Source organism: Vibrio atlanticus, from assembly GCF_024347315.1.
GTDB classification, from domain to species: domain Bacteria; phylum Pseudomonadota; class Gammaproteobacteria; order Enterobacterales; family Vibrionaceae; genus Vibrio; species Vibrio atlanticus.
In genome coordinates this window covers 421,864-434,408 of record NZ_AP025461.1, presented here as the reverse complement: position 1 = coordinate 434,408, position 12,545 = coordinate 421,864, and the positions used below count along the sequence as shown (strand labels likewise).

Here is a 12,545-nt window from a genome sequence, read left to right as displayed (position 1 = left end):
TAAAGTTACGGTTGGTTAATAACCCATCTTTTGACAAGTTTAATCCCGCCAAATTGTCGAATTTCACCTCAATTAGTCGTAGAAACCAGATCCTGAACACGCTTTTTGTTTCGCATTGCGGAATCTTTAAATCTTTTTGTTCCACTTTTTAACCAGTTAACAGTTATTAGAGAAAAACTTAATAAGGAAATATTTCGTAACTTTGCTCACAGAATTTTTTCGGAATAAAAACAATAATTGATTCCGTATTATGGAATTCAAATTATCGGAGAACACAGATGCCTTTAGTATCAACAGAAAAACTACAACAAGAATACGAACGAATCCTTTTAGCTCGCGACATGAAGCCAGAGATGGCAACCAAGCTTGCGGCTGGTTTTGTTGAGATGGCAAACGAAGGCACTTACTCACATGGCATCAACCGTTTTCCAGTATTCATTGACCAAGTAGATAAAGGTCAAATCAAACTCAATGCGGAACCAGAATGCGTTAACAGCATGGGTGCACTCGAACAATGGGATTGTAACTACGGCCCAGGCGTTCTTAACGGTCTTATCTGTGCAGAACGTGCCATGGAATTGGCTCGTGACTACGGCATTGGCATGGTCGGTATGCGTAATTCTAACCACTGGATGCGTGGCGGTGCTTACGTATTGAAAATGGCTCGCGAAGGTTTTGCAGGAATTGCATCAACCAACTCAATCGCAGTGATGCCAGCATGGGGTGGTAAAGATCACCGTGTTGGTTCAAACCCTCTCATCATGGCGGTTGCGGGCGATCCACCGGTGGTTGTTGACTGTTCAATGAGCCAATTTTCTTACGGCCAGCTACAAAACTTCGTGCTTGCTGACAAAGAACTCCCTGTTGTTGGTGGCTTTGACAACGAAGGTGAACTCACTAAAGACCCGCATGTGCTTTGGGAAAACAAACGCCTACTTCCAATGGGTTTCTGGAAAGGTTCATCAATGGCAATCGTACTAGACATGATGCTAACGGCAATCACTGGCGGCCACTCAGTACCCGCACTGACTGAAGATATGGGTGGCGAGTTTGGTGTATCTCAATTCCTTATCGCTATCGACTTAAGCAAGACAATGGACCAAAGCACTTACGCACAAGAGATGAAACGCATCCGCGATTACGTACTTGAGTCAGAGCCTGCAGAAACAGGTTCAGTGATGATTGCTGGTTCTGAAATTGAAAACTTCATCAAGAAACACGAAGCAGCTGGCGGCATTGAAATTAACGATGGAATTTGGGAACAAATTACGTCTCTGTAATGAGCCAAAGGTAGGGAAAGCGTTATGCAAAGTGTATTTAAGAGTATTTGGAAAAGTATCGATGTCATCATGGCGGTCATTCTGACCTGCATGGTTGCGCTCGTATTTACGAACGTAGTACTACGTTACGGCTTTTCTTCTGGTCTTCGTCCCTCTGTAGAACTATCTCGCCTTGGTCTTGTATGGGTTGTCATGCTCGGTGCTGCCGTTGTGCTGCGCCGAGGTGAACACCTCGCTGTTGCGGAGGTTTCTGAACGACTCTTCCCAAAAGCAGTCCCCGTACTAAGACGTATCTGCTGGGTAATAGTACTGATATCTGTAGGCATGCTTTACGTCGGTTCATATCGTCAAATGATGTCTAATTGGTCAGATATTTCTCAGCTTACAGGGCTTCCTTCAGCATTATTTTACTTAGCCGGTGTGGTGTCAGGTTTGTTAATGGGCGTGATTGCCTTTATGCGAATCTTCAAGCCCGACTGGCAGCTAGATAGCTTAGATGAGGAGAAAGAATAATGACGTTAGCCATTTTCTTATCGGTATTGATTGTCTCAATCTTACTTGGTCTTCCTGTTGCGTTTGCACTGTTATTGTCTTCAATGGCGCTGATGCTTCACATGGACTTCTTTAGTGCAGACATTCTTGCGCAGTCTTTAATTAATGGTGTCGACAGCTTCACTCTGCTTGCCATTCCATTCTTCCTCATTGCGGGTGAAGTAATGGCATCGGGTGGTTTGTCGCAGCGTATTGTTCGCCTAGCAACCACTTATGTGGGACACCGTCAAGGTGGCTTGGGTTACGTTGCAATAATGACTTCGGTACTGCTTGCTGGTCTCTCTGGCTCAGCTGTAGCAGATGCAGCAGCCTTGGTCAGTATTCTTTACCCAATGATGAAAGCCGCGAAATACCCAGAAGCACCTTCAATGGGCTTACTTGCTTCAGGCGGTATCATCGCACCTGTTATTCCACCTTCAATTCCATTAATTCTTGTTGGTGTTGCTGGCGGCATTTCGATCAAAAACCTGTTCCTAGGCGGCATTGTTCCTGGCCTGTTAATGGGTATGACATTGATGTTTGTGTGGCGCTGGACAGTTCGTAAAGAAAACCTAGCGACATCAGAAAAAGCGACAAAAGCAGAAAAGCGCGCAGCACTTAGAGAAGGTGTATGGGCCTTAATGCTGCCAGTCATCATCATTGTCGGTATTCGTTTCGGCATTTTTACACCGACAGAAGCCGCTGTAGTCGCCGCCACTTACGCTATTTTCATCTCAACGTTTGTTTATAAAGAACTCACTATTAAGAAGTTCTACCACATCGTACTCAACGCAGGTCGCTCGACCGCAATGGTTATGTTCTTGGTGGGTTGTGCAATGGTTGCAGCGTGGTTAATTACTGTTGCTCAGCTTCCTCAACAACTCGCAGAAATGTTAGGTCCACTGGTGGATAGCCCACGCCTATTAATGGCAGTAATTATGTTGCTCGTACTTTGTGTCGGCATGGTTATGGACTTGAGCCCAACGATTCTAATCCTTGTACCCCTTTTAATGCCTGTCATCAAGATGGCTGGGATTGACCCAACGTACTTCGGCCTACTGTTCGTTATCAACTGTTCAATTGGCTTGATTACGCCTCCTGTAGGCACCGTACTAAACGTAGTGTGTGGTGTAGCGAGAGTACCAATGTCGACTGCAGTGAAAGGTGTATTGCCCTTCATCGCGGCTTACATGGCTCTGCTCACACTGTTTGTCATCTTCCCAAGCATTATCACTGTGCCAATGTCGTTTGTCATTGGTTAATCCTCGACGGAGAAAATAATAATGAAAACCCTACTAAAACTTACTCTACTCGCTTCGACTATCGCAATGAGCTCTAGCGCTTTTGCCGCTACGACTCTAAAACTGGCGCACGCTGCACCAGAGTCGGATTTGCAACAAGACCTATCTTTGTTCTTTAAGAAAGAAGTAGAAGCTCGTTCAAACGGCGAAATCAAAGTAAACATCTACCCACAAGGTCAATTGGGCAGTGATAAGCAAATGATCGATGGTTCACGTGCTGGCATCGTTGATTTAGCGATGGTTGGCTTGAACAACTACAACGGCCTAATGCCTGAATCAGCGGCCTTCACTCTGCCGTTCATGTTCCCAAATCGTCAAACAGCATACAAAGTACTGGACGGCGAACCGGGTAAAGAAGTGTTAGCGAACTTTGAAAAATTCGGTCTTAAAGGTCTTGGTTTCCCTGAAAATGGTTACCGCAACATGACCAACAACGAAAAACCTATTCGTGTTCCTTCAGATGTTGAAGGCCTACAAATGCGTGTGAATGGCTCGAAAGCGCTAAACGACATGTTCAATGAACTCGGTGCTAACCCGCAGCAACTTCCAGTATCTGAACTTTATACTGCACTTGAAACAGGCGTTGTTGACTCTCAAGACCACCCAATCTCTGTAACGCTATCTTTCAAGTTTGACGAAGTACAAAAATACCTAAGCCTTACACAACACGCTTACTCACCACTCGTTCTCACAATGAACCTACGTAAGTTCGACAAGCTAACGGAAGACGAGCAAAAAATCATTGAAGAAGTTTCTGTTGAAGCCGTAGCAATGCAACGTGAGCTAAGCATCCAGAAAGAAGACGAGATGATTGCTCAACTAGAAGCAAACGGCATGCAAGTAAACCGTGACGTTGATGGTGCTGCTTTCCAACAAGCTATCCAACCGGTTTGGAGCGCTTACATCGAGAAGAATGGCGACGTGATGATCAACAAGATCAAACTAGCAGCTAAGTAACGTAATTGAGTGCGATTGCCTAGTCCTCTTTTTTAGCTAGAAAATTTAGCTAGGCAATCCGCTCGTCATCAACTCAATCCAACATGGGCAAACACAATGTCTCAACAACAAAAAACATACCAAGAAATAAAAGAACGCGTGTTCGCAGCAAACTTGCAGCTTCCTAAATATGGTTTAGTGACTTTCACTTGGGGCAATGTCTCTGAGATCGATCGCGAACGTGGCGTGATTGCAATCAAACCATCAGGTGTTGAGTACGATGTAATGACGGCAGATGACATCGTGGTTCTCGATTTAGAAGGCAACCGCATTGAAGGCAAGCTGAACCCTTCAAGCGACACGGCTACGCACGTTGAGCTTTATAAAGCCTTCCCAACTATTGGCGGCATTGTTCACACACACTCTCGTAATGCAACAATCTGGGCGCAAGCCGGCCGAGACATTCCAGCGCTTGGAACCACACACGCCGATTACTTCTACGGTGATGTGCCTTGTACTCGCCTACTAACGAAATCTGAGATTGAGTCAGATTACGAGAAAAACACAGGCTTGGTGATCATCGAAGAATTCAACCAACGCGATATCGATCCACAGGCAATGCCAGGTGTCATCATCGCAGGCCACGCACCATTTACATGGGGCAAGGATGGTTCAGATGCAGTGCACAATGCAGTGGTAATGGAAGAGATTGCTGCCATGGCAACAGCCACTCGCGCTATCAGTCCAGAAGTAGCGATTCAACCTGAGCTGCTAGATAAACACTACAACCGTAAACACGGCAAGAACTCATACTACGGACAGAAGTAAGGCCTCGCACATGCATAAGTCATCACCGCATAAGTCCTATAAACATAAATTGGATAAGCACAAGCTATTGGCGTTAGATCTCGATGGGACGGTGCTCAACTCGCAGCACACGATTAGCCAAGAGTTAGTCGAAGCCATCAAGCAAGTCGCTCAACACACTCATGTGGTTATCGTTACGGGTCGCCATCATGTCGCGGCAAAACCTTATTACGATCAGCTTGGTTTATCGACGCCAATAATTTGTTGCAATGGCACTTACATCTTTGATTACCAGAACGATACGGTCATTCAAGAAAACGCTATCGACAAAGAAATTGCCGCTGAGTTTATCACCCTATCTCAAGCTCATGATCTGAAGATGGTGATGTATGTGCGTGATGCAATGCTCTACTCGAGAGCACGCCCTATTGAATACATGGAAGCGCTACTGACGTGGTCTCAAACCTTTCCAGAAAGCCAGCGACCAAACATTCAAAAGGTCGACGACTTCCAACATGAAGCACAATTTTCAGAGTATGTGTGGAAGTTTGTCGTTGAAGGTGAAGTAAACACATTCGCAGAGATTCCTTTTGTGAAAGAGAACTTCAACGGCGAACGATCTTGGATTGATCGTGTCGATTTCGCAGCAAAAGGTAATAGCAAAGGTAATGCATTGACTCGCTACATTGAGCCGCTCGGTATCAGCCTAGAGCAGTGTGTCGCGATTGGTGATAACCACAATGACATTTCGATGCTTAAAGCAGCAGGACTTGGCATCGCAATGCAAAACGCAGATGACACCGTAAAAAGCTCAGCCAACCAGATCACGCCTAAAAATAATGACGATAAGACAGGGTTAGCGACGCTTTTACAAGACCTATTTAGTGCCCATTAATTTAAAGCATCGGCTTTATTAAGCTGTTTATATTTAAAGAGAATTTTTATGTTAGTCGGAAATACTCAACCTACGCAGATCAGTAAGTCGTACCCTGTCGTTATTCAAAATGTGCTTGAGTACTTGAACAGTCTCGACCAAGAAAAACTCGCATTAGGTCGCCATGAACTCCCTGGTTTTGATTCAAAACAAGCATGGTTTGTTGTATTGGAATATGACAAAGAGCCTCTAGGAAGCTTCCAACCTGAAGTCCATAAATACCATTCTGACTTGCAGATCATTCTCGAAGGTTCTGAAGTGATGGCATGGGCTATAGACACTGGCGAACACAGCAACGCACAACCTTATAACCAAGAACGTGACCTTCAGTTTTACGAATACCCTGGGATTGAACTCAGCTTCATTCATGCAAAACGCAATCAATTTTATTTATTCACGCCAAATATCGTGCACATCACCAATATTGAAAATGATGACAGCCAACCGGTAAGAAAACTGGTGGTGAAGATTCACAACGATTTACTGGAAGCCAAATAATGAATTACTACATTGGAATTGATTCTGGCGGCACTTTTATGAAAGCCGCGTTGTTTAACGCAAAAGGTGAACAACAAGGTCTTGCCCGCGTATCGGCGAGCGTCATCAACGAAAAACAAGGTTGGGTAGAACGCGACCTAAACGCACTATGGGGTAACGCTGTCGATGTCATTAAGCAGCTTTTAGAGACCACAAAAGTAGAACCAACCTCTATTAAAGGCTTGAGCATTTCAGCCCAAGGCAAAGGTGTTTACCTTCTTGATAAAGAGGGACAGAACCTCGGCCACGGTATTATGTCTTCTGACTCTCGCTCACTGCCTATCGTTAAAGAATGGCTAGAAGAGGGTAAAGCACAAGAGATCTATCCAACCACACTGCAAACACTGTGGACAGGTCACCCTGTATCGATTATTCGCTGGATCAAAGAAAACGATGCCGAACGATACAACAACATTGGCGCAGTGATGATGTCTCACGACTACCTTCGATATCGCTTAACGGGCGAAGTCGCAGCAGAACTGACCAATATTTCAGAAAGTAATTTTTTCAACTCCATTACTGGTGAGTATGACAAAGCCCTTCTGGAAACCTTTGGCATCGAAGAAATTTGGGATGCACTACCACCCGTTGTAAAACCTCAACAGCAAGCAGGGAAAATCACGGCGGCCGTTGCTAATGAAACCGGACTAGCAATAGGTACGCCAGTGTTCGGCGGTTTGTTTGATGTTGTGTCTACCGCGATCTGTTCTGGAATCAACTCTTCAGAAGATACTCTGAATTACGTGATGGGCACATGGGCGGTCACGTCTGGCATATCAAAGCAAGTAACGCAAGAAAGCCACAACTTTGTTTACGGCCATTACGCCGTCGATAACGAATACATCATTCACGAAGCGAGCCCAACTTCTGCTGGCAATTATGAATGGTTCGCCGACTACCTTGGTGAAAATGGCCAGATTAACCACCAGCAAAATCAAGCGTTAGTCGAAGCATTAGATCCGGCATCAAGCAGTATCTACTTTGTGCCATTCCTTTACGGTTCAAACCAAGGGCTTGGCCTAAAGTCAGGCTTCTATGGTCTGCAATCGCACCATACTAAAGGGCACCTAATTCAAGCCATTTGGGAAGGCATTTTATTCTGTCACAACATTCACCTAGAACGTATGCGTCAGCGTTTTCCAAAAGCCAACATACTAAAAGTGACAGGCGGCCCTGCATCTAGCCCGGTATGGATGCAAATGCTGGCTGACCTTACCGGCATGACCGTTGAAATATCAGACGTGGATGAAACCGGCTCATTAGGTGCCGCAATGATGGCAATGGTCGGCGCAGGTGAGTTCGCTTCATTAGAAGAATGTACTCAAGCCATCACTAATTCTACGTCACGTATCGAGCCGAACCCTGAACACTACGATATATACCAAAAGAAATATAAGCACTATCAAAGACTGGTGCAGTTGTTTAAACAATTTGAGGATGAAATGCATGCCTAACACTGTATTAAAAGCATCTAAACCCTTGTTCAAATCATCTAAGCCGTTGCTACAAATGGCTCTTGATGCCACAGATATCGACACGGCATTAGCCTCAATAGAGCATGTTGCAGATAAGTTAGATGTAATTGAAATCGGGACGATTTTAGCCTTCGCCCACGGCGTAGATAGCGTAAGAATCCTACGAGAAAAATACCCAAATCACATCATTGTCTGTGACATGAAAATCACCGATGCCAGCGCCATTTTAACGCGTTTGGCGATGGATGCCGGCGCTAACTGGGTAACAGTAAGTGCAGCAGCACACATCGAAACTATTCGTTCAGCGAAGAAAGTAACGGATGAATTCGACGGCGAAGTGCAAATTGAGCTGTATGGACACTGGACAATGGAAGATGCGCAAGCTTGGGTCGACATGGGCATTAAACAAGCAATTTATCACCGTTCTCGTGATGCGGAACTTGCTGGTGTGAGCTGGACCGAAGAAGATTTGATAAAAATACAGAAATTATCGGATATTGGAATTGAACTATCCATTACTGGTGGTATTGTTCCTGACGATCTGCATTTGTTTAAGAATCTGTCTGCAAAATCGTTTATTGCTGGCCGAGCGTTAGCTGGTAGCAATGGACGTGACATCGCAGAAAACTTCCATACTGAAATAGGTAAACACTGGTAGCACATATATGAGTGAGCAAATTAAATCGTTGTCTAAAGCACTGACCGTATTGGAATTCCTTGGGAATTATCCTAATGGCGTTTCGCTACAAAAAGTGTCTGAAGGGACAGGCTTCAACAAGTCATCTGTCCACCGTATTTTAGCAACGTTTGAAGCCTCTGGTTATGTTGCTCAAATGTGTTCAGGTAAAGAATATCGCTTAACAATGAAGTTGGTTCAGCTTGGACACGCTGCTATCAACTCTGATGTCACTGGCACCGTTAAGCCATACCTATCTGAGCTACTCGACGATGTGAATGAAACGGTTAACTTCCTCTCTTTTGATGCTGACAACATCATTTTTAAAGACAAGTTCGAACCCGTTAATTCTTCCTTTAGAACTCGAACCTACGTGGGGCTGCATTCTCCAATGTACTGCTCAGCGGCAGGTAAATGCTACCTCGCATTTAGCTCTGAGAGCGTTCGAGAAACCTACTGGCAACGCAATGTCAGCACCATTAAACCGTTAACTGAAAACACGATCCTCGATAAGTCTCAGTTTTTTGATGTTCTCGATAAAATCAAAGCGCGTGGCTATGCGCTCGATGATGAAGAGAACGAAGCGGGTATTTCTTGTGTTGCTGTCCCTATTTTTGACAAGAACAATTCTCCTGTATACGCGGTTAGCGTCTCTTCGCTTACGCCAAAAATGAAAGCTCTCGGCTACGAAGAAATTGCTAGCAGAATTCAAGACATAACAACGCGTATAGAACAACAACTCTTTTAAGGAAAAAGAATGTTTGATTCTAAAAACAAATTCAGATTAGGTATTTACGAAAAAGCGATGCCAACCACCCTTACATGGGAAGAGCGTTTGGTTCACGCCAAAGAAGCTGGCTTCGACTTTGTAGAAATTTCAGTCGATGAGACCAACGAGCGACGTGCTCGTTTAGATTGGTCAGACGAAGAGATTTATGAACTTCGCCGCCTATGTGAAAAGCATCAAATGCCATTCCAATCGATGTGTTTGAGCGCGCACCGTAAGTTCCCATTTGGCTCAATGGATGACGGTATCCGCACTGAATCGCTGATCATCATGGAAAAAGCGATTTCATTGGCTTACAAGCTTGGCATTCGCTGTATTCAAATGGCAGGCTATGACGTTTACTACGAGCCACAATCGGCTGAAACTCACGCTCGCTTCATTGAAGGCATGCAACAAGCCACCAAAATGGCAGAACGTGCAGGCATCATGTTAGGTGTAGAGATCATGGATACTCCGTACCTCAACTCATTAAGTAAGTTTGAAGTGCTTAAGCGTGAGATCCCATCGCCTTACTTCATGGCTTACCCAGATGTCGGTAACATCTCAGGTTGGAATTACGATGTGTGTACCGAACTAAAGCTAAGCCGTGATCACCTAGTACAAGTGCACCTAAAAGATACACTGCGAGTTTCAGAAACCTGCAAAGGCCAGTTCCGAGATCTTGTTATAGGCGAAGGCCAAGTCGACTTCCCTGCTATTTTCAAAACACTTGCTGAAATTGATTACAGCGCACCATTAGTGATTGAAATGTGGGCTAAAAATGACAACTGGTTAGACGATATCAAACAAGCAAAAGCAACGTTGAAATCTATCGCTAACCAATCTGGCTTTGAACTGTAAGGAAACGACCATGACAATTTTTCGCACCGCTTTTTTCGAAGCCGATTTAACTGAAGATCAAAAGCAAGACTTCTACCAATACATGGAAAACGAAGTCGCGCCTATTATTCGCACATTTCCGAATAACCAAGGGTTAACGCTGAATAAGCCTGAAGCAATTGAAGCTGACAGCCATAAAAACCTACTGCTTATGATGCAACACAGTTACGAGAACGAGTCAGCAATGGCTGCTGCTTTAGATTCTGAGCAACGAATCAAAAGTATGCATGCAACGAAGATGATTATTGAGAAATACAACATTTATGTTCATCACATCAATTTTGTACGTGATTAACGGCTCAATAGGCAACACACCGTAAAGTCTCAATCGAAAAGCAGAAGATCATCTTCTGCTTTTTTTATCGCTATTGATAAGGAATTACTATGAAAGTATTCCCGCTAAAAAAAGTATTCCCGTTAAAAGATGCCCCACTGGTCTTACTGTCTCTGATCTTTTTTATCTGGGGTTTAATTACCGTTTCAAGTAACTCGCTAATTCCACATTACAAAGAAGCTTTCTCTCTCGATTATAAAATGGCGATGCTATTTCCCATGGCCTTTTTTATCACCCGAATTACGGTGTCGCTTCCAACGTCATTTGTCATGGCAAAAATTGGCTATAGAACTACGCTGAAGTTCTGCTTGATATGGTGCCTTCTGGGCTGTCTAGCCATGGCATATTTAGTGCGAGGAGAAGAGCTTGTTCCAACACTCATTGGGATCTTATTGATGGCCTCAGGTGTGTCAGCAATTCAAGTAGTGAGTTCACCTTACGTATCACTTCTCTCGACACCCGATAAGAGTGTTATACGTCAAAGTGTGGCAACAGCATCTAACTCCGTTGGCACTGTGCTTGGTCCGCTAGTGCTTACCGCTGTCATTCTCGTGGCTACAAGTTTTAACGTCGACAACACCGCCCATCAAGTTTCGTATCTGTTCTTATTCATCGCCCTGTTCTTTTTCGGCTTACTGGTATTTTTTAGCAAAATGAAGCTTCCAGATATCAAACCAAAACAGATGACTGGCTTTTGGCGAGGGTTAAGGCTTCTAATTAAAAATCAGCAGTTTATGAAGTTAGCGTTGGTACTGTTGCTGTACATCGGTGTCGAGGTCAGTTTTGGTACTTTTACTATTGCGTATCTTGCCGACCAGCAATATGGCGACCTTGGTTTGGTCTTCGCAACACAGATCATCGCTCTTTATTGGGTATTAATGTTTGTTGGAAGAGTGTTATTCGCCAAGTTTGGAAACACTGTAAACAAGCACTATCTCTTCTCACTGTCTTGCGTTATTGCCGCTTTGATTAGTGCCGTTGCGGTCTATCAAAGTTATGTTTGGATTGGCTATTTGATGCTTGTCGTAGGGTTATGTAATTCAGCACTCTACCCTATCATTTACGCACAAGCGCTACATGCATCAGGTAAGCAAAACTCACAAGGGGCAGCAATTCTCATTATGTGTTCAATTGGAGGGGTTGTTTTACCATTCGTACAGGCGAGTTTGATTGATGAGCTTTCGCTGAGTACGAGTTATATTGCGCCCGCATTAGCGTATGTATTAATGATAGTTTTGTACTGGTCTAGTTTAAAGCATCGTGTTTAAACAGTTGGTTTAGATAGGTAACTTGGTTTAGTCAATCACTTGATTCAGTAACTAAGTAGATGACTAGAAAGTCGGCCTGATTGGTCTAAAAGTCAGGGTGGAGAAAGGGAAGGTGGAATGGGGAAGGTAAATAAATTTAGTGCTTCTGACGTTAGTTTGAATCAGTGAGTGGCTAATCACCACCACTGATCACACTTAACGCGGGTTATTTTAGAAATTAAACCCAAGCAGAAGCAACAAGTAGGATAATTGCACCCATGATAACGGTAGACTTAGCAAAAAATAGAACTTCATTCATTACTGAAGGTTTTGCTAGTGATACGTTGTTTTCATTCGTGATTACTGTAGCGTTCATACTGTGTTCTCATCGTTATGTGACCTGAGGTCAATTTTGCGCCGTTATGTGACCAAAGTCAACATTAACTGTAGTTTTATTACACAACGAAAAAGCTATAACTGAAGAGAACTCCAACAACGCAACCTCCCCTGACTCCACGTAGTTTTCCATTAAATCAACATCTATTAGATACAAAAAAGCTCGAAGCCTGGTCTACAGAATACTTCGAGCCTTTATACATAAGTAGATACACTACTTAATTCAATTAAGCTAACTCCGATCGCATTGAATCGATAGCTTGTTGATAATCTTCACTATCAAAAATAGCAGAGCCCGCAACGAACATATCGGCACCCGCTTCAGCAATCTCTTTTATGTAGTTAACTTTCACACCACCGTCGACTTCTAAACGAATATTTCGGCCTGATTCATTAATGCGCGATCTGATTGAACGCAGCTTAGT

14 protein-coding genes and 1 pseudogene are annotated in these 12,545 nt (G+C 43.9%); 13 read left to right on the top strand and 2 right to left on the bottom strand.

Annotated features, from left to right (window positions below; genetic code table 11):
* Positions 1-278 precede the first annotated feature (278 nt).
* The 13 genes from yiaK (at position 279) to OCV30_RS17650 (ending at position 11,745) form a co-directional block, all read left to right on the top strand.
* On the top strand, positions 279-1,280 hold the full coding sequence (yiaK, locus tag OCV30_RS17710) for a 3-dehydro-L-gulonate 2-dehydrogenase (RefSeq protein WP_009845879.1): 1,002 nt from the start codon (positions 279-281) through the stop codon (positions 1,278-1,280).
* A 24-nt stretch (positions 1,281-1,304) separates the two neighbouring features.
* Positions 1,305-1,793, top strand: a complete 489-nt coding sequence (locus OCV30_RS17705; protein WP_065679223.1) for a TRAP transporter small permease — start codon at positions 1,305-1,307, stop codon at positions 1,791-1,793.
* On the top strand, positions 1,793-3,073 hold the full coding sequence (locus tag OCV30_RS17700) for a TRAP transporter large permease subunit (protein ID WP_065679222.1): 1,281 nt from the start codon (positions 1,793-1,795) through the stop codon (positions 3,071-3,073). The genes OCV30_RS17705 and OCV30_RS17700 overlap by 1 nt, the downstream gene beginning before the upstream one ends.
* Positions 3,074-3,094: 21 nt before the next feature.
* Positions 3,095-4,069, top strand: coding sequence for a DctP family TRAP transporter solute-binding subunit (locus OCV30_RS17695; protein WP_065679221.1), 975 nt, complete (start codon positions 3,095-3,097; stop codon positions 4,067-4,069).
* A gap of 96 nt (positions 4,070-4,165) precedes the next feature.
* Positions 4,166-4,876, top strand: coding sequence for an L-ribulose-5-phosphate 4-epimerase (locus OCV30_RS17690; protein WP_065679220.1), 711 nt, complete (start codon positions 4,166-4,168; stop codon positions 4,874-4,876).
* Between the two features lie 10 nt (positions 4,877-4,886).
* Positions 4,887-5,750, top strand: a complete 864-nt coding sequence (locus OCV30_RS17685; protein ID WP_065679219.1) for a Cof-type HAD-IIB family hydrolase — start codon at positions 4,887-4,889, stop codon at positions 5,748-5,750.
* Between the two features lie 48 nt (positions 5,751-5,798).
* Complete coding sequence (locus tag OCV30_RS17680) at positions 5,799-6,287, top strand: NanQ anomerase/TabA/YiaL family protein (protein ID WP_065679218.1); 489 nt, start codon at positions 5,799-5,801, stop codon at positions 6,285-6,287.
* Positions 6,287-7,780 carry an FGGY-family carbohydrate kinase gene (locus OCV30_RS17675; protein WP_065679217.1) on the top strand — a complete coding sequence of 498 codons (1,494 nt, stop codon included), beginning with the start codon at positions 6,287-6,289 and terminating at the stop codon, positions 7,778-7,780. The genes OCV30_RS17680 and OCV30_RS17675 overlap by 1 nt, the downstream gene beginning before the upstream one ends.
* Complete coding sequence (locus OCV30_RS17670) at positions 7,773-8,459, top strand: 3-keto-L-gulonate-6-phosphate decarboxylase UlaD (protein ID WP_065679216.1); 687 nt, start codon at positions 7,773-7,775, stop codon at positions 8,457-8,459. Before OCV30_RS17675 ends, OCV30_RS17670 begins: the two co-directional genes overlap by 8 nt.
* A gap of 7 nt (positions 8,460-8,466) precedes the next feature.
* Positions 8,467-9,225 (top strand): IclR family transcriptional regulator, encoded by a 759-nt coding sequence (locus OCV30_RS17665; RefSeq protein ID WP_065679215.1) that lies wholly within the window; start codon positions 8,467-8,469, stop codon positions 9,223-9,225.
* A gap of 9 nt (positions 9,226-9,234) precedes the next feature.
* On the top strand, positions 9,235-10,104 hold the full coding sequence (locus tag OCV30_RS17660; protein ID WP_065679214.1) for an L-ribulose-5-phosphate 3-epimerase: 870 nt from the start codon (positions 9,235-9,237) through the stop codon (positions 10,102-10,104).
* Between the two features lie 10 nt (positions 10,105-10,114).
* Complete coding sequence (locus OCV30_RS17655; protein WP_065679213.1) at positions 10,115-10,438, top strand: hypothetical protein; 324 nt, start codon at positions 10,115-10,117, stop codon at positions 10,436-10,438.
* A gap of 89 nt (positions 10,439-10,527) precedes the next feature.
* The gene (locus OCV30_RS17650; RefSeq protein WP_065679212.1) at positions 10,528-11,745 is read left to right on the top strand and encodes an MFS transporter; all 1,218 of its coding nucleotides are present in this window, start codon (positions 10,528-10,530) and stop codon (positions 11,743-11,745) included.
* 217 nt (positions 11,746-11,962) lie between these two features.
* Here the strand turns inward: OCV30_RS17650 and OCV30_RS17645 are convergent, their stop codons facing one another.
* Both OCV30_RS17645 and OCV30_RS17640 read right to left on the bottom strand, forming a co-directional pair.
* Positions 11,963-12,100 carry a hypothetical protein gene (locus tag OCV30_RS17645; RefSeq protein ID WP_012600138.1) on the bottom strand — a complete coding sequence of 46 codons (138 nt, stop codon included), beginning with the start codon at positions 12,098-12,100 and terminating at the stop codon, positions 11,963-11,965.
* Between the two features lie 247 nt (positions 12,101-12,347).
* Positions 12,348-12,542: pseudogene (locus OCV30_RS17640) on the bottom strand (ribulose phosphate epimerase); the annotation flags it as partial.
* Positions 12,543-12,545: the final 3 nt, after the last annotated feature.